The sequence below is a fragment of the Emticicia sp. CRIBPO genome (assembly GCF_009905725.1).
Taxonomy (GTDB): Bacteria; Bacteroidota; Bacteroidia; order Cytophagales; family Spirosomataceae; genus Leadbetterella.
Genome location: NZ_JAAAKV010000013.1, coordinates 52,067 through 70,528 on the forward strand (window position 1 = coordinate 52,067; position 18,462 = coordinate 70,528).

Here is an 18,462-nt window from a genome sequence, read left to right on the forward strand (position 1 = left end):
AATGTAACGATATGAAAATTATAATCCTGATGCGGTCTCTGATCTTTTTTGGAGTGTTCAGTTTTCCATTTTTCGTCAAAAGTCAGCCTCCCAGAGGCCCTTTGGTCGTATCTCCCCAGATAAATCCCGACAAAACGATTACATTCCGGTACCTGGCACCCGCCGCTAAGGAGGTGAAGCTGAGTGCCCAGTTTGAAAAATCACCTGTGCCGATGACAAAAGATGCACAGGGGATATGGAGTGTCACCTTAGGTCCGGTAAAACCGGATATATACCCTTACAGTTTTCAGGTAGACGGTGTGACCGTCATGGATCCGGCCAATGTCGGCTTTTTTCCGAATGAGCGTTTCAAGGCCAGCCTTGCAGATATACCGGGTGATGTGCCACTTATGCATGCGATGAGGGACGTTCCTCACGGTACAGTCAGTTATGAGTATTATTCTTCTATGGAAGGATCTACAGGTTCCCTGGTGGTTTATACTCCTCCCGGCTATGAAAAAGAAACTTCAAAAAAATACCCTGTTTTTTACCTGATCAGCGGGACTACCGATACCGAAGAAACTTTTTTTAAAGTAGGGCGTATCAATTTTATTCTTGATAACCTGATAGCCGATGGGAAAGCCAAACCAATGATTATTGTGATGCCGTACGGTAATCCTTTGGCCAGGATTGCTGAACAGAAGGGGAAGCCCAAACCTGCCGACCTGGTATCACGTGAAGGAGCAGATGCCATCAGCAGGGCAAAGGTCTTTGAAACGGACCTGATGACCAGGGTAATTCCTCATGTGGAAAAGAATTACAGAGCCCTTAGTGACAGGGAGAGTCGTGCTATCGGCGGTTTTTCAAGAGGCGGGGGCCAGACCCTCAGGGCCGCATTTGGGAACCTGGATAAATTTGCCTGGATAAACTGCTACAGTTCTTACTTGTCTCCGGCTGAAATGGAGAGCAATTACAACAATATCATCAGCAAGCCTGAAGTGACGAACAAAAACCTGAAGCTGTTTTGGATAGGAGTGGGAGATGAGGATTTCCTTTATAAGCCCGCCGTTGAGTTTATGGATTATATGAAGTCCAAAAATATAAATTATAAAAGCCTTATTTCCTCCGGTGGGCATACCTGGATGAATGTTAAGGCTTATGTGGCTGAGAGCACGCCTTTGCTGTTCCGGTAGGGTGCAGATGATGAAAAACAGGGCCGGCCATTGCTTTAGCCTCGTTTTTTGAAGTATTCCCGGACGCTTTCGTTGCATAGGTGATCAAGCCACTGTTGTCTTCGCTGTGGAATGGTTCTCAGAATGGGGGCTGCGTATTCTCTGCCGGATAATTTTCCTGCGGGAATTTCTCAGGGTTTCAGCAGTAAAACAGATTTTCTAAAAAGTCAGATATGAAATGACCGGATTAATCAGACAGATAAAATGAAACAGAAATTATACCTATTATTGATTTTGATTACAATCTTATTGCCGGTGGCGGCTCAAAGGCCACCTGCCATTGTTTCTCCTGAGGTACATTCCGACCGGAGTATTACATTCCGGTATTTTTCTAAAAAAGCTTCCAGGGTAACCCTTTCAGGTGAATTCTTAAAGGGTCCGGTTTCTTTAAGTAAAGACACTTCGGGCATCTGGAGCGTTACAGTCCCACCTGTTGTTCCTGATATTTATCCTTATAGTTTCCGGGTGGACAGCGTTGAAACAGCTGATCCGAACAACACTTACATTTTTGCCAATGAAAGATTCAAGCGGAGTATTGTGGATATTCCCGGAGAACAGCCTCTGATCCATGCTTTGCAAAATGTTCCGCATGGAAAAATTGATTACCGGTATTATAAATCGGGAACATTAGGCACAACCCGTCAGCTGCTTGTTTATACTCCCCCAGGGTTTGATCCCAAAAAGGAATACCCGGTTCTTTATCTTATTCACGGAGGTTCAGACACAGAAGAAACATGGACCAAGGTAGGCCGTGCTAACCTGATTGCGGACAACCTCATAGCTCAGGGTAAGGCCAAACCCATGATTATTGTTATGCCCTACGGAAATGTTCGTCCGAATGTAATGTCTGATTTTACAAAAGATATGCTGAATGATATCATTCCTTTTGTCGAGGCCAACTACCCGGCGTCTGCTGACAGTAGAAACCGTGCGGTGGCAGGATTTTCAGTGGGTGGTGGACAAACTCTTAATATCGGCCTTATGAATACTGATAAATTTGCTTATATTTCTTCTTATGCTCCCTATACTGCCACCGAGGAGTTCAAGAGGAATTTTGAAAACTGGCAGCCTGACGCAGGTGCCATCAACAAACAACTGAAATACTTTGCAGTTCACGTCGGAACTGATGATTTTCTTTTTGAAAGTGTAAAACAAAACCTTGCGATGTTTAAAGAGAAAAATATTAACGTAAAAAGCTATATTGGACCGGGCGGTCATACCTGGATGAATTGCAAACAGTACCTGGCCATTACCCTGCAGGATATTTTTAAATGATTATTTTATGAAGAGACTTGGCGGATACGGAATCCTGACGCTCCTGTTTTTATTCCTGACTATTTGTGCGGATGCCAGCATACGTCTACCTAAGCTTATTTCCGACGGAATGGTTTTGCAGCGGGATGCCCCTCTGAAAATTTGGGGTTGGGCTGACACAGGTGAAAAAATTTCCATCAACTTTAACGGGAAAACCTATAAGACCAAGGCTTCTGCTGACGGCAAATGGCTCGTCACCTTACCGGCCCAAAAGGCGGGAGGTCCTTACACGATGGATATTTCCGGAAGCAATTTGATCACCATCAGGGATATCATGATCGGTGATGTCTGGTTTTGTAGCGGGCAAAGCAACATGGTACACCAGATGGAACTACACAGCGTCACTTACGCCCGGGACATTCTGGAGGCGAACAACACAAACATCAGACACTTCTGGATCCCGACAGCTACCAGGTTTGATGGCCCGGCCGACGATTTTAAAGTCGCGTCCTGGAAAGTATGTAATCCTGAAAACGTACGGCAGTTTTCGGCCGTAGCCTATTTTTTTGCCAGTAAGATTTACAAAAAAAACAAAGTAGCCATCGGCCTGATCAATGCCAGTGTGGGAGGTACACCTATTGAAGCCTGGACGAGTGAATCAGGCCTGAAAGATTTTGAAGCGATGCAGAAAGCCATTGCTAAAAATAAAGACACGGCCTTTGTCAATAGCTTCAATCGCAGAGTGGGAAGCAATTTTACGCCGCCTGCAATTAAGGATAAGGGATTAACAGGTGCCGTAACCTGGTTTGATAAAAGCTATGTGCCCAAAGGCTGGAAGACCATCAATGTGCCGGGCTATTGGGAAGATCAGGGCATTAAAGACCTGAATGGTACGGTATGGTACCGCAAAGAACTTGATTTGCCTGCGAGCATGACAGCCAATGCCGCCAGGGTATTTTTAGGACGGATCATTGATGCTGATGAGCTCTACATTAACGGGGTAAAAGTTGGCAGCACAAGCTATCAGTATCCGCAAAGGAGGTACAACGTGCCTGCCGGTTTGTTGAAAGCAGGCAGGAATTTATTCGTCGTAAAAGTGACCAATACCAACGGTAAAGGCGGCTTTGTGCCGGATAAGCCATATTGTATTTTCAGCGGTAAAGACACGGTGGATCTGAAAGGGACCTGGCAATATAAAGTCGGCGAAGTATTTGTGCCGAGGACATTTGGTAGCGGAATGGCCGGTAACGGACCGCCTCCCGGTCAGAACTCCCCGGCATCACTTTTCAATGCCATGGTAGCCCCCGCCCTTAACTACGCCATTAGAGGCTGGCTTTGGTACCAGGGCGAAAGCAACAGCAGCCGCGGGGCCGAATATGCCAGACTTCAACCTGCACAAATATCAGATTGGAGGAGTAAGTGGCAACTGGGCGAATTGCCGTTTTTGTTTGTTCAATTGCCCAATTTTATGGATGCTAACTATCTTCCCGGTGAGAGCCAGTGGGCAGAGCTGCGGGAAGCACAATTGCAAAGTCTGTCAGTACCCAATACTGCTATGGCTGTTGGCATTGATGCCGGAGAATGGAACGATATCCACCCGGACAATAAAAAAATAATCGGGGAAAGGCTGGCTATCGCGGCAAGTAAAATTGCCTATAAAGAGGACATTGTTTATTCAGGCCCCCTGTTTGAATCAGCTTTGGTGCAGGGCAATAAGATCGTGGTTTCGTTCAGTCAGACCGGCGGGGGGCTGGTGACCAATGACGGGGAAGACCTGCGGGAATTTGCCATAGCAGGTGCGGATAAAAAATTTGTCTGGGCAACAGCCAGAATTGCTGGAGATAAAATAGAAGTTTCAAGTCCTGAGGTCCCTTCGCCGGTGTATGTACGCTATGCCTGGGCTGATAACCCCGATGTGAATTTTTATAACAAAGAAGGATTGCCTGCCTCTCCTTTCAGAACGGATAAATAGTTTTTTAAATTAATTCTTCAACCTCAAAAATGTAACAAAAGTGAGAAAACAAGTTTTAACAATACTCATTGCCTGTGCATCAGTTGCTGCAATGGCACAGACCAGTCAACCCGCTGTAATTGAAGATTTTAAGCCTTCAACTTTCAACCAGCCACAGCAGGAATACCCTATGGTAAACTCGCAGGGTTATGCCCGTTTTAAAATTGTAGCTCCTGCAGCCGACAGCGTACGGGTAAGTCTTGGGCTTGGCGGCAAGGGTGGTACCAAGCTTCAGAAAACAGAAGATGGCAGCTGGATGGCTACCACCGACGGTCCGATGGATGAAGGGTTTCATTACTATAATGTACGGATAGACGGCGGGAAATTCAATGATCCGGGCACACTCAATTTTTACGGCTCCACCCGTTGGGAAAGTGGCATAGAAATTCCTGCCCATGACCGCGATTTTTATGCCCTTAAAAACGTTCCGCACGGCCATGTACACCAGGTTTTGTTTCCGTCACCCAGCACCAGTACCTCACGGAGGGCATTTGTGTATACCCCGCCGGGCTATGAGAAAAGCAAAGACAAATACCCGGTATTGTACCTTCAGCACGGCTGGGGAGAAGACGAAACGGCCTGGAGCAACCAGGGACATGCCAATTTAATCATGGATAATCTGATCGCTGAGGGTAAAATAAAGCCCTTTATTATCGTGATGACCTATGGCATGACCAATGATGTGAAGCCGGGGGGAATACGGAATTTTAAAATTGAACCTTTTCAGACGGTTTTGATAGACGAGCTGATTCCTTATGTGGATGATAATTTCCGTACCGTCAAAAACAAAGATGGCAGAGCTATGGCCGGGCTTTCGATGGGTGGCTTTGAAACAAAAACCATTACACTCAATAAACCCGATGTGTTTTCGTACTACGGTTTGCTCAGCGGGGGAACTTATGCCCCTGCCGACATCTCAGACAAGAGTAAAGTGAAAATGATCTTTCTGAGCTGTGGTAGTAAAGAACGCCCTGATGGAGTACGTAAAGCCGCTGAAGAATTGAAAGCGGCCGGGTTTAACGCCGTTTCCTATGTTTCCGAAGGTACGGCACATGAGTTTCAGACCTGGAGAAGAAGTTTGTATCAAATGGCTCCCTTACTTTTTAAATAAAAACGGGGCCTCTCTGAGATTTGCTTTTAAAAACTAAAAATAAATTATTCAAACAATGCAAAGAATACTCTTTTTAATATGGATCAATACGGTATTTTCTCTTCATATTTTTGCTCAGAAAATGGAGAAAGAAATGCCAAAAGGATTTGATCAGGCCCGTGAAAATGTATCCAAAGGTAAAATAGATACCGTATTATATGATTCAAAAACCGTCGGCAGCAAACGCAAGACGCTGGTTTACACGCCACCAAACTTCGATAAAAAGAAGAAATACCCGGTATTTTACCTCTTACATGGCATTGGCGGGGATCATTTGGAGTGGTTTAAAGGGGCCAATCCGCAAAATATCCTGGACAATCTTTATGCAGAAGGCAAAATAGAACCGATGATCGTCGTGATGCCCAACGGACGTGCCATGAAAGACGACCGGGCCGTGGGTAATATATTCGACAAAGACAAAGTAGAAGCCTTTGCCACTTTCGAAAAAGATCTGCTGAATGATCTTGTCCCTTTTATTGAGAAAAAGTACCCGGCACTTACCAACCGTGAAAACCGGGCTATCGCAGGTTTGTCTATGGGCGGCGGACAGTCTTTGAATTTTGGTCTGGGAAACCTTGACAAATTTGCCTGGGTAGGTGGGTTTTCGTCTGCCCCGAATACAAAAATACCCAAAGAGCTGGTGCCGGATCCGGCCAGTGCCAGGGAGAAACTCAAGCTGCTCTGGATCAGCTGCGGCGATGGCGACGGGCTTTTGAGTTTCAGCAAGCGTACTCATGACTATCTGTACGAAAACAACGTGCCTCATATCTATTACCTCGAAACAGGGGTGCATGATTTCAAAGTCTGGAAAAACGGACTCTATATGTTTTCGCAATTTCTGTTTAAACCGGTCAAACCAGAGGAGTTTACAAAATATTCAGTGCTGGGAACCCCTGCGGCAACTAACATAAGAAACGCCAAGTATCCGCAGGTTCTTCCGGACAACCGCGTAGTGTTCAGGGTTAAGGCCCCGGAAGCACAAAAGGTGCAGATAGACCTGGGTAAAAAATACGATATGGTAAAAGATACGAGCGGATTCTGGAATGTAACCACAGATTCTGTAAGCAGAGGGTTTCATTATTATTCCTTGTTGATAGACGGCGTCGCAGTGGCAGATCCGTCCAGCGAATCCTTTTACGGGATGAGCCGCATGGCCAGCGGTATTGAGATTCCTTACAGAGAAGGCGATTTTTATGCTCTGAAAGATGTACCTCATGGTGATATCAGGATTAAAAAGTATTTTTCGAAAGCTTCAAATTCATGGCGTGAAATGTACATCTATACACCGCCTGGCTACGATCAGTCGACCTCTAAATATCCGGTATTGTATCTTTTACACGGTGGAGGAGAAGACCAGAGAGGATGGGCCACACAGGGCAAAACAGATTTGATTCTTGACAATCTTATTGCTGCTAATAAGGCTAAACCTATGGTGATAGCCATGCTGGATGGAAATATGAATTTTTCAGGAGGACTGGCGGGCTTCAATGAGAATGTATTAAAGGCTTTTGAAAATGAGCTCAAAGTCGGAGCTATACCATTTGTAGAAAGCAATTACCGTGTAGAAACAGATGCTAAAAACAGGGCATTGGCAGGCTTATCCATGGGAGGGCTGCAGACCTTATATGCAGGTATCAAAAACACAAACATGTTTTCTTACCTCGGGGTGTTCAGTTCGGGGTGGTTTGCCAACAATACCAAGCTATCAGACCCCCAGTATGAATTCATGAAAAATAACGCTTCTGAAATTAACAGTAATCTGAAAAGCCTATGGATTTCAATGGGTGGGAAGCAGGATATCGCCTATGAAAATTGCAAAATCATGATGGGCAAATTTGATGACATGAAGATCAGGTATACCTACAGCGAGTATGCCGGAGGCCACACCTGGCCGGTGTGGAGACATGATTTGTTCGGATTCGCCCAGGTATTGTTTAAATAAAATGACTTTATAGCCAGGAAGAGTAATGTGCTTGTTTAAGATAGCCTGCCTTCAGGAAGAATATTTTAGCAAGCCATTACATGACAAATGAACATGCCGGACAGGCAGGTTAATTCAAAAAAGCATTTCGTATCTAAACTAAAACAGTGATTAATTATGAAAATGAGGTTTTTTTTATCTGTTCTGCTATTTGCCGGTCTGACCGCCGGTGCCCAGACCAAGATTACATTTAATACAGACTTAACCGGCCCACGGATCAATAAACACATTTACGGGCATTTTGCGGAACACCTCGGGAAATGTATTTATGGGGGCATATATGTAGGAGAAAATAATACCAAAATTCCGAATGTACAGGGAATCCGGAACGATGTGGTTCAGGCTCTTAAAGAACTGAAAGTGCCTAATTTAAGATGGCCTGGCGGATGTTTTGCCGATACCTATCAGTGGAAAGATGGTATCGGGCCTAAAGCAGACCGGCCTAAAATGGTGAATGTCTGGTGGGGCGGTGTTACTGAAGACAACAGCTTCGGGACACACGATTTCCTGGATCTCTGTGAACGCATCGGGGCAGAGCCCTACCTGGCCGGAAATGTCGGAAGCGGCACGGTAAAGGATCTGTCAGACTGGGTATCATACGTGAACAATCCCGGTGGAAGCCCGATGTCTGAACTCAGGAAGAAAAATGGCCGCGAAAAACCATGGAACGTTAAGTTGTGGGGTGTCGGGAATGAGGCCTGGGGTTGCGGGGGAAATATGACCGCCGAATACTATGCAAATATCTATCGCCAGTATGCTACGTTCATGACTGACTGGGATAACAACGCTAAACTTTACAAAATTGCGTCCGGGGCCACTGACGGTGATTATGGCTGGACAGAAACCCTTATGAAAAATATTCCTCATAAAATGCTTGCTGGGGTGGCATTGCATCATTACTCGGTTTTAAGCTGGGAAGATAAGGGTCCGTCGGTAGATTTTACAGAAGCCCAGTATTTTAAAAGCATGCAGGAAGCATCGCAAATGGACGAATTTATCACAGGCCACAGCACAATCATGGATAAATATGACCCTGAAAAAAAGGTAGCCCTGATTGTCGATGAATGGGGTGGGTGGTATAACGTTGAGCCAGGTACAAACCCCGGGTTTTTATATCAGCAAAACACCATGAGAGATGCTGTGATTGCCGGTTTAACACTGAATATTTTCAATAACCATGCGGATCGTGTGCGTGGAGCAAACCTGGCCCAGGTGGTGAATGTGCTGCAATCGGTGATTCTTACCAATGAAGAAAAAATGCTGCTTACTCCTACCTATCATGTGATGAAAATGTACAATGTCCACCAGGATGCAGCCCTCGTACCGATAAATATAGAGTCGCCTTTATATGAATTCCAGGGTAAGGCCTTGAAAGCAGTGTCATCGTCAGCTTCCAAAGATGAGTCAGGGGCTATAAATATTTCATTGACCAACATTGATTACAGCAAAGCTCATGAGGTGGTTATCAACCTGAGAGGTGAAAGTTTTGCCAGGGTTTCAGGGCAAATCCTGAGTGCTGCAAAGATAAGAGATCACAATACTTTCGAGAACCCTCAGAAGGTTTCAATAAAGTCATTTTCAGGAGCTGTACTGGATAAAGGAATACTGAAACTGGTGATTCCGGCTTATTCTGTAATCACTTTGAAGGTAACGAAATAAGTCATTATCCGGAGAGGTTGAAATACTTTCGATTTATGCTGATTTCTATGAATTGGAATCGGCTGAATTGAAAGGTTAATATTGTGAAATTCGTGAAAGTCTTTGATTTTCACGAATTTAAAATTGGATATATATTTATTCAATTTTTTTGTGCATTTTTAGGCAATGAATAACGTATTGATGAAAAAATATCCTCACTCGACCAGGATACTTGTTGCTTTGGATTGCATAGTTTTTGGTTTCGATGGAGAACAGCTGAAGTTGCTTCTGATAAAAAGGAATTTTGAACCTGAAATGGGCAAATGGTCATTAATGGGTGGTTTTTTAGAATCAAATGAAGACCTCGAGGTGGCAACTAACCGCATTTTATATGACCTGACAGGGTTAAAGGATATTTACTTTGAGGAAATTAAGAGTTTTGGAAAGGTTGACAGGGACCCGGTGGAGCGGACGCTTTCCGTCTGTTTTTTTGCATTGATTAATATCCATGCCCACGATCAGGATTCAGCCCGGGCCCAGAATGCCTATTGGATTGATTTAAAGAGCCGGCCGGATCTTATTTTTGACCACAATGAGATGGTCAATATCGCCCTGGAAAGATTACGCTACAAGGCCGCATTGCACCCAATCGGCTTCGAGTTGCTGCCGGAACAATTTACCATTCCCCAGCTGCAGAAATTATATGAAGCCATTTATGATAGCCCGCTTGACAGGCGTAACTTCAGTCGTAAAATCCTTTCTACCCACCTGTTAATTGATACCGGGGAAAAGAACCAATACGGAACGACAAAAAAGGCAATCCTGTACAAGCTGGACAAAGAAAAATATCAAAGACAGTTTAATGCTTTCCATTATTTTATCTCAGATTCAATGAGATAAAATATTTTTTTTGAAAAAAGACCGGTTTTAAAAAATAATTGAATTAAATTGTGTCATTTTAACACAGACATGGATGAAGAGTACATTTACGATAGGAGTTGATTTCGGGACAGATTCAGTCAGGGCATTGATAGTCAATACTCAAAGTGGTGAATGTATAGGCAGCGGGGTACATTATTACAGGCGTTGGGGACAGGGATTATTCTGTGATCCTTCGGTTTCTCAGTTCAGACAACACCCTTTGGATTATCTTGAGGGCTTGGAGGCTTCCATTAAAGAAGCATTGTCCGCATCAGATGAAGTGACCAGAAAAAATATAGTGGGGATATCTGTGGATACCACAGGCTCAACCCCTGTGGCAGTTGATGCAAACGGAACGCCATTGGCTTTGCTTGAGGGGTTTGAAGAAAATCCCAATGCTATGTTTGTGCTTTGGAAAGATCACACGTCTAATCTTGAAGCACAGGAAATCAACGATCTTGCACATCACTGGAATATTGATTATACAAAATATGTAGGCGGTATTTATTCTTCAGAATGGTATTGGGCTAAAATCCTGCACATTTTGAGGACAGACGAAGAGGTTCGCGAAAAGGCATGGTCCTGGGTAGAGCATTGCGACTGGGTTTCGGCGGTTCTTACAGGGAATACTGATCCGCTTATCATGAAGCGGTCCAGGTGTGCTGCGGGCCATAAGGCTATGTGGCATGAAGAATTCGAAGGACTGCCCTCGGAAGAATTCCTTTCAAAACTTGATCCGCTTTTAAGTGGCCTGCGTGCCAGACTTTTCAGGGATACCTACACTTCGGACACTCCAATGGGTAAAATTTCGCAGGAATGGGCCTTGAAATTAGGCATTCCTGAAGAGGTTATTATTGGTGTAGGGGCTTTTGATTGTCATATGGGTGCGGTAGGGGCTGAAATTCAGCCCTATGATTTTGTGCGTGTCATGGGGACTTCGACCTGCGACATGCTCATCGCTCCGAATGAAGAAATCGGGCATTTGCTGATCAAAGGAATTTGCGGGCAGGTAGATGGTTCTATCGTACCTGGCATGTTGGGCATGGAGGCCGGACAATCGGCGTACGGCGATTATTATGCGTGGTTTCAGCAGATCATTACCGAACCGGTCCGCGAGCTTCTGGGAGATGCCGCTGCCGATGAATTAGCCTCAAGGCTTATCCCGCATCTGTCTGAGAAGGCGGCACTTTTACCCTTGTCTGACAGTGACCCGGTAGCCACCGACTGGATCAATGGCCGCAGAACCCCTGATGCCAACCATGCCCTGAAAGCAGGATTTACAGGATTAAGTTTAGGGACAGATGCCGTCAGGTTTTTCAAGATGGTTGTTGAAGCCACCGCCTTTGGTTCCAGAGCTATAGTTGACAGGTTTCAGCAGGAAGGGGTACCTATCAGGCAGGTGATTGCGATCGGAGGGGTGGCAAAAAAATCACCTTTCGTGATGCAGACCCTTTGTGACGTATTGGACATGCCTATTAAAGTGGCAAGTTCAGATCAGGCTTGTGCGTTGGGAGCAGCAATGAACGCTTCCGTGGCGGCAGGTATTCATCCTCATATTTCCAGGGCCCAGGAGGCCATGGGCTCAGGTTTTGATGCCAGTTATCAACCCCGGGCTCAGTATGTGAAGATTTACCGGAAGCTATATGAAAAGTATCAGAAAATAGGAAAATTTATAGAAAACAATGCTTGATTTAAAATCGTTTGAAGTTTGGTTCGTAACTGGCAGCCAACATTTATACGGGGAGGAAACTCTCCGGAAGGTTGATGAGCACTCTAAGATCATCGCCGGTTTTTTTAATAATTCACCACTTATTCCAATAAAGGTGGTCTTTAAGCCTGTCGTAAAGACCTCTGAAGAAATTCTTTCCATTTGCCGGGCCGCAAATAATACCGATAACTGTGTCGGTATAATTACCTGGATGCATACTTTTTCTCCTGCCAAAATGTGGATCGGTGGTTTGAACGCCCTCAAGCTTCCTATTTTACATCTGCATACCCAGTTCAATCGCGACATCCCCTATGCTGAAATTGATATGGATTTTATGAATCTGAACCAGTCAGCTCACGGCGACCGTGAATTCGGGCACATCATGACAAAAATGGGGATAAACCGCAAGGTTGTCGTAGGACATTGGGAGTCAGGAGCTGTTGTGGAGAAAATTAACGTCTGGGCCCGTGTGGCAGTGGCCAGGCACAAAATGCAAACCATGAAAGTGGCCCGTTTTGGAGATAATATGCGTCAGGTGGCGGTAACTGACGGTGATAAGGTGGCTGCGGAAATGAAGTTCGGGTTTTCGGTCAATACTTTTGCTGTCGGTGACCTGGTCCAGGTGATCAGCCAGGTTTCAGATGCTGAAATCGGAACGTTGATACAGGAATATGAGGATACCTATGATCTGATGCCTTCTTTGAGCAAGAGCGGTGACAGAAGAAGCTCCCTCATTGAAGCAGCCCGGATAGAACTGGGTTTAAAAGCATTCCTCGAAGACGGCGGTTTTTCTGCTTATACCAATACTTTCGAAGATCTTCACGGTATGAAGCAGTTGCCGGGAATCGGTTCACAGAGAATGATGGCAGCAGGCTATGGCTATGGCGGCGAAGGTGACTGGAAAACATCTGCCATGGTTCATGTCATGAAAGTTATGGCGAGCGGCATGAAAGGGGGCAATTCATTTATGGAAGATTACACCTACCACTTTGACCCTGCCAATCCTATGGTTTTAGGATCACACATGCTCGAGATATGCCCTTCCATTTCAGGACAGAAAGTAAAATGTGAAGTACATCCGCTGGGAATCGGAGGCAAAGAAGACCCTGTCCGCCTGGTGTTTAACGCGGCAGCTGGTCCTGCTCTGAATGTCTCTTTGGTTGATCTGGGCAATCGTTTCCGTTTGATTGTCAATGAGGTGGAGGCAGTGGAAGTGAAAGAAGAATTTCCTAAACTACCGACGGCACGTGCCTTGTGGAAACCGTATCCAAGTATGGAAGTAGGCTTGCAGGCCTGGATTCTGGCGGGAGGAGCCCATCATACCGTGTACAGCCAGAATCTTACCACTGATTACATAGATGATCTGGCTGCGATGTTCGATGTCGAACTCGTGGTGATAGATAAAGACACCAGGATCAGAAGCCTGAAGAATGAATTGAAATACAACGACGTAGCCTTCAGATAATCAGCCGGGCCTATGGCCTCTGTTAAGATAATTAACGGAGGCTTGTTTCTTGAAAATGGTATTATGATGGGCTTGCCCATGCAGGCTTGCTGTGCGTGAATAGGTTGAAGTGTAGTATTGTGCACGCAGATTGAAGATTGGACGGCAGTGAATGAAATGTTCATTGAAGCTGCTGATCACGAGTAAAGTATAAAATTATCAGTTATGTATAAGTCATTAAAAGAGGAGTGCTTTGAAGCGAATATGATGCTGCCGAAACTGGGGCTTGTATTGTTTACGTTTGGGAACGTGAGTACGGTTGACAGGGAAAAATCGGTATTTGCTATTAAACCAAGCGGCGTACCTTACGAAATATTGAAACCCGAAGATATTGTTATCATGGATTTTGAGGCCAGGGTGGTCGAAGGAAAACTCAGGCCCTCGTCAGATACCAAAACACATGCTCTGCTTTACAAGACATGGGACGATATCGGAGGTATAACCCACACACACAGTACCTATGCTGTGGCATGGGCACAAGCCGGCAAGGATATTCCCGTACTCGGCACTACACATGCGGATCATACGCACCAGGATATTCCTTGTGCTGAAGTGCTTACCGATGAAATGATCAAGGGGAATTATGAGTTTGAAACCGGAAATCAGATCATCGATTGCTTCGGGGAGCGGGGTCTGTCGCACCAGGAACTGGAGATGGTCTTACTGCAGAATCATGGGCCTTTTACCTGGGGAAAAGACGCCGCAAAGTCGGTTTATAATGCGGCCGTTTTGGAGGAAATAGCCCGTATGGCCTTACTTACACTTCAGGTTAACCCTGATACTCCCAGGATAAAAGATACATTGCGATTAAAACATTATGAAAGGAAGCACGGCAAAAATGCCTATTACGGGCAGGGTTGTTAAGCAGCTGGTTTAACGATATCAGTACATTTAAATTTATCTAAAAAAATGAAGTTTTTTATTGACACCGCCAATTTAGAGGAAATTACAGAAGCCAATGCACTTGGTGTTTTGGATGGAGTAACCACCAATCCGTCGCTGATGGCTAAGGAAGGTATTTCCGGAGCCGAAAACGTTCTGAATCATTACAAGGCAATTTGCGGGATAGTAGACGGCCCTATTTCAGCTGAAGTTATTTCGACCGATTTTGAAGGTATGATCAGGGAAGGAGAGGTGCTGGCAGCTCTTCATGAGAATATAGTGGTGAAGATACCGATGATTAAAGACGGGGTGAAGGCAATCAGGTATTTCAGTTCCAAAGGAATCAAAACGAACTGTACCTTGATTTTTTCTGCAGGACAAGCCCTTCTGGCTGCCAAAGCCGGAGCGACCTATGTTTCTCCTTTTATCGGCCGGCTGGACGACATCTCGGTGGATGGCCTGGAGCTGATTAAACAGATCCGCCTTATTTTTGATAATTACGGCTATGAAACCCAGATTCTTGCAGCTTCTGTGCGGCATGCCATGCACATCATCAAATGTGCAGAACTGGGATCCGATGTTATGACAGGCCCGTTAAGTGCTATGTTATCCTTACTCAATCACCCGTTGACAGACAGCGGATTAGCGAAATTTTTAGCAGACCATAAAAAAGTAAACGGATAATGGAAAAACTGGAACAAATTTCTTCTCAGGTACGTCGTGACATCCTCCGGATGGTCCATGCCTGTTCTTCCGGACACCCGGGTGGTTCATTGGGTTGCACAGATCTGCTTGTCAGCTTATTTTTTGAGCAAATGAATCTCAAAACCGGCGAGGATAAACAGGTCGTTTTTGACATGTCCGGAGAGCATGAAGATATGTTTTTCTTGTCCAACGGGCACATTTCTCCGCTTCTTTATTCAGTGCTGGCCCGTCGGGGCTATTTTCCGGTCCGGGAGCTCGCTACTTTCAGGAAGTTAAATTCCCGTTTGCAGGGACACCCGGCCACTGCCGAGCATCTTCCGGGCATAAGGATTGCCTCAGGTTCTCTGGGTCAGGGGCTGTCCGTAGCGGCCGGAGCTGCCTATGGCAAAAAGCTCAGAAAAGACAATAACCTGGTGTATTGCCTGATGGGTGACGGCGAGCAGCAGGAAGGCCAGGTTTGGGAAGCTGCCACGTTTGCTCCTCATCACCGGCTTGACAACCTGGTGGCCATCATTGACTTTAACGGGCAACAGATAGACGGACCCACCGAAAAAGTAATGAACAACAGGGACTTAGGGAAAAAATATGACGCTTTCGGCTGGAAAGTATTGCATATGGATGGCAATGATTTTGACAGCATCAGGGAAGTGCTTGGCCAGGCCAGAACAGAGTCCGGGCAGGGTCTGCCTGTATGTATCATTATGAAAACAGAGATGGGGCAGGGCGTTGATTTTATGATGCACACCCACAAATGGCACGGTGCAGCTCCTAATGATGACCAACTGGCGGCGGCTCTGTCTCAATTACCTGAAACCCTGGGCGATTATTAAAAAGATTAAAACTATGAAAAAATATACCTTTACAGAAAAAAAGGACACACGATCAGGATTTGGAGAAGGGATGGCCGTTTTGGGAAGAACCAATCAAAATGTAGTGGCTTTGTGTGCTGACCTTGTGGCATCTTTAAAACTGGATACTTTCATCAAAGAAAATCCGGAGCGGTTTATCCAGTGTGGTATTGCCGAGGCCAACATGATCAGTCTCTCTGCCGGGCTCTCGCTGAGTGGTAATATTCCATTTGCCACTACGTTTGCCAATTTTGGTTCGGGCAGGGTTTATGACCAGATCAGGCAATCGGTAGCATATTCTAAAAAGAATGTGAAGATATGTGTTTCACATGCCGGTCTGACTTTAGGCGAAGATGGTGCTACCCACCAGATACTGGAAGATATCGGTATGATGAAGTCCTTGCCTGGTATGGTGGTGATCAATCCGTGTGATTTTAACCAAACCAAAGCAGCCACTATTGCCATAGCCGAATACGATGGGCCGGTTTACCTGAGGTTTGGGCGGCCGGTTATCCCTGTCTTTACACCGGCTGATCAGAAGTTTGAAATCGGTAAAGCCTGGATGGTGAATGAAGGCTCTGATGTAAGTATTATAGCCACCGGGCATATGGTATGGAATGCTATTGAAGCGGCAGAAATCCTGGAGGCTGAAGGGATTTCATGCGAGGTGATTAATATCCACACCATCAAACCACTGGATGAGGAAGCTATTTTGAAGTCGGCTTCTAAAACCAGGTGCGTCGTTACTGCTGAGGAGCATAACAGATTCGGAGGCCTGGGAGACTCGGTCGCTCAGCTACTTTCAACGAAGCTGCCTACGCCGATGAGGTATGTGGCCGTCAATGACACTTTCGGTGAGAGCGGTACCCCGGCTGAGTTGATGGATAAATACGGACTCAGTAAAGATCATATAGTCTCTGCAGTCAGGGAAGTGCTGGCATCTAAATAAACAAAACCTTAACCTTAAAATTACTATGAAATTAGGACTGGAATCCCTGGACTATGGCATTTTTTTTGTCTATTTTGTTATCGTTGCCTCCTATGGCTATTGGGTCTATAAAAACAAGGGAAAGCAATCTGCCGACAGCAAAGACTTCTTTCTTGCTGAAGGCTCCCTGACCTGGTGGGCGATAGGAGCATCTATTATAGCCTCTAATATCTCTGCAGAACAATTTATCGGGATGAGCGGCCAGGCTTTTCAGCTGGGTATTGCTATTTCAGTGTATGAATTACTCGGTGGGGTGTCATTGCTGATCGTCGCAGTATATTTTCTGCCGATGTACCTGAACAACAAGATTTATACCATGCCACAGTTTCTGGCCAAACGGTATAATGACCGGCTGGCGACGATCATGGCCGTTTTCTGGCTGTTTCTGTATATTTTCGTCAATCTTACCTCCATCATTTACCTCGGAGGCCTGAGTCTTGAAAAAATGACAGGGTTCAGTTTTATGAGTTGTGCCATTTTTCTGACGGTGTTTGCAGTTATCATTACACTGGGTGGAATGAAGGTGATTGGTTATACGGATGTTATCCAGGTGGTTTGTTTGATTTTCGGTGGCCTTGCTACCACTTATCTGGCCCTTCAGTTGCTTTCTGACAGAGTCGGTACAGGTTCCGGTTTATTCGAAGGATTTTCACTGATTGCCCAGAAAGCCGACAGCCATCTTCATATGATTTTTGAGAAAGGTGAGTACGAGGTTCATGACGGCAGGGGCGGTTTTATGGATGCTTATAACCAGCTTCCGGGCATCATGATGTTTATCATCGGAGGACAGTGGGTAAATAACCTGAATTATTTCGGATGTAATCAATACATGACACAGAGGGCTTTGGGGGCTGATATCAAAACTGCCCGCAGGGGTGTCTTGTTTGCGGCATTTCTGAAGATGCTGATGCCCTTTATTGTGGTGCTTCCTGGCCTGGCAGCTTATGTGCTTTTCCAGGAAAATGCGGAACCTGCCATTGTCAACGGCATTACCCAGAACGGCATAGTGAAGCCTGATAATGCCTATCCGGTTTTGTTAAACCTGCTGCCTGTGGGTCTGAAGGGTCTTGCATTTGCCGCCCTTACGGCTGCGATTGTAGCCTCATTGGCTGGGAAGGCCAACAGTATTTCAACGATTTATGTATTGGACATACATCAGAAGTTTTTCAACAAGAACCTTACAGAGAAACAGACGATCTGGACAGGACGTATGGCTATTATTGTAGCTTTCATTATCGCTCTGATGGTGAGTCCCCTGCTTGCCAATTTTGGTCAGGCATTTGAATATATACAGGTGTATACCGGTTATATATCTCCCGGAATTTTAAGTATTTTCTTACTGGGTTTCTTCTGGAAGAAGGCCACCGCCAACGGAGCCCTGGCCGCAGCAGTTTTAAGTGTGGTGTTGTCTGCTGTTATTGCCAAAGTGTACCCTGATTTCCCTTTCATGAACCGCATGGGTGTGGTGTTCTGGATTTGTTCACTGGTCCACATTGGAATCAGTTTGTTGCAGGCGAAAGGAAAAGACCAGGAAAATGCATTTGAAGTTCGCAGGGAATGGTTTAAAGTGGATAACACTTTCAAAATCGGAGCAGTAGCAGTTTGTGTCATTTTCGTGGTCATTTACGCCATATTCTGGTAAAAAAACTATTAATTATGAA

Annotated in this window: 14 protein-coding genes; all 14 read left to right on the forward strand. The window is 45.4% G+C overall.

Annotated features, from left to right (window positions below; translation table 11 throughout):
* Positions 1-29 precede the first annotated feature (29 nt).
* Positions 30-1,172 carry an esterase gene (locus GVN16_RS22775; RefSeq protein ID WP_205748963.1) on the forward strand — a complete coding sequence of 381 codons (1,143 nt, stop codon included), beginning with the start codon at positions 30-32 and terminating at the stop codon, positions 1,170-1,172.
* A gap of 243 nt (positions 1,173-1,415) precedes the next feature.
* Complete coding sequence (locus GVN16_RS22780) at positions 1,416-2,486, forward strand: esterase (RefSeq protein WP_166566269.1); 1,071 nt, start codon at positions 1,416-1,418, stop codon at positions 2,484-2,486.
* Between the two features lie 7 nt (positions 2,487-2,493).
* Positions 2,494-4,437 carry a sialate O-acetylesterase gene (locus GVN16_RS22785; protein WP_166566270.1) on the forward strand — a complete coding sequence of 648 codons (1,944 nt, stop codon included), beginning with the start codon at positions 2,494-2,496 and terminating at the stop codon, positions 4,435-4,437.
* 91 nt (positions 4,438-4,528) lie between these two features.
* A complete protein-coding gene (locus tag GVN16_RS22790; RefSeq protein ID WP_166566338.1) occupies positions 4,529-5,587 on the forward strand; it encodes an esterase family protein in 1,059 nt (352 codons plus the stop codon).
* Positions 5,588-5,642: 55 nt separating this feature from the next.
* Positions 5,643-7,568 carry an alpha/beta hydrolase-fold protein gene (locus GVN16_RS22795; protein ID WP_166566271.1) on the forward strand — a complete coding sequence of 642 codons (1,926 nt, stop codon included), beginning with the start codon at positions 5,643-5,645 and terminating at the stop codon, positions 7,566-7,568.
* 162 nt (positions 7,569-7,730) lie between these two features.
* Positions 7,731-9,266, forward strand: a complete 1,536-nt coding sequence (locus GVN16_RS22800) for an alpha-N-arabinofuranosidase (RefSeq protein WP_409013197.1) — start codon at positions 7,731-7,733, stop codon at positions 9,264-9,266.
* 180 nt (positions 9,267-9,446) lie between these two features.
* Positions 9,447-10,145 (forward strand): NrtR DNA-binding winged helix domain-containing protein, encoded by a 699-nt coding sequence (locus GVN16_RS22805; protein WP_166566273.1) that lies wholly within the window; start codon positions 9,447-9,449, stop codon positions 10,143-10,145.
* A gap of 73 nt (positions 10,146-10,218) precedes the next feature.
* Positions 10,219-11,856, forward strand: coding sequence for a ribulokinase (locus GVN16_RS22810; protein ID WP_166566274.1), 1,638 nt, complete (start codon positions 10,219-10,221; stop codon positions 11,854-11,856).
* Positions 11,849-13,339, forward strand: coding sequence for an L-arabinose isomerase (gene araA, locus GVN16_RS22815; RefSeq protein WP_166566275.1), 1,491 nt, complete (start codon positions 11,849-11,851; stop codon positions 13,337-13,339). The genes GVN16_RS22810 and araA overlap by 8 nt, the downstream gene beginning before the upstream one ends.
* A gap of 204 nt (positions 13,340-13,543) precedes the next feature.
* Positions 13,544-14,242, forward strand: coding sequence for an L-ribulose-5-phosphate 4-epimerase (locus GVN16_RS22820; protein WP_166566276.1), 699 nt, complete (start codon positions 13,544-13,546; stop codon positions 14,240-14,242).
* A gap of 45 nt (positions 14,243-14,287) precedes the next feature.
* The gene (fsa, locus tag GVN16_RS22825) at positions 14,288-14,944 is read left to right on the forward strand and encodes a fructose-6-phosphate aldolase (RefSeq protein ID WP_166566277.1); all 657 of its coding nucleotides are present in this window, start codon (positions 14,288-14,290) and stop codon (positions 14,942-14,944) included.
* The gene (locus GVN16_RS22830) at positions 14,944-15,795 is read left to right on the forward strand and encodes a transketolase (RefSeq protein ID WP_166566278.1); all 852 of its coding nucleotides are present in this window, start codon (positions 14,944-14,946) and stop codon (positions 15,793-15,795) included. The genes fsa and GVN16_RS22830 overlap by 1 nt, the downstream gene beginning before the upstream one ends.
* 13 nt (positions 15,796-15,808) lie before the next feature.
* Positions 15,809-16,762, forward strand: a complete 954-nt coding sequence (locus GVN16_RS22835) for a transketolase family protein (RefSeq protein ID WP_166566279.1) — start codon at positions 15,809-15,811, stop codon at positions 16,760-16,762.
* A 25-nt stretch (positions 16,763-16,787) separates the two neighbouring features.
* Positions 16,788-18,443: a sodium/sugar symporter gene (locus tag GVN16_RS22840; protein WP_166566280.1), complete on the forward strand. Its 1,656-nt coding sequence runs from the start codon at positions 16,788-16,790 to the stop codon at positions 18,441-18,443.
* Positions 18,444-18,462: the final 19 nt, after the last annotated feature.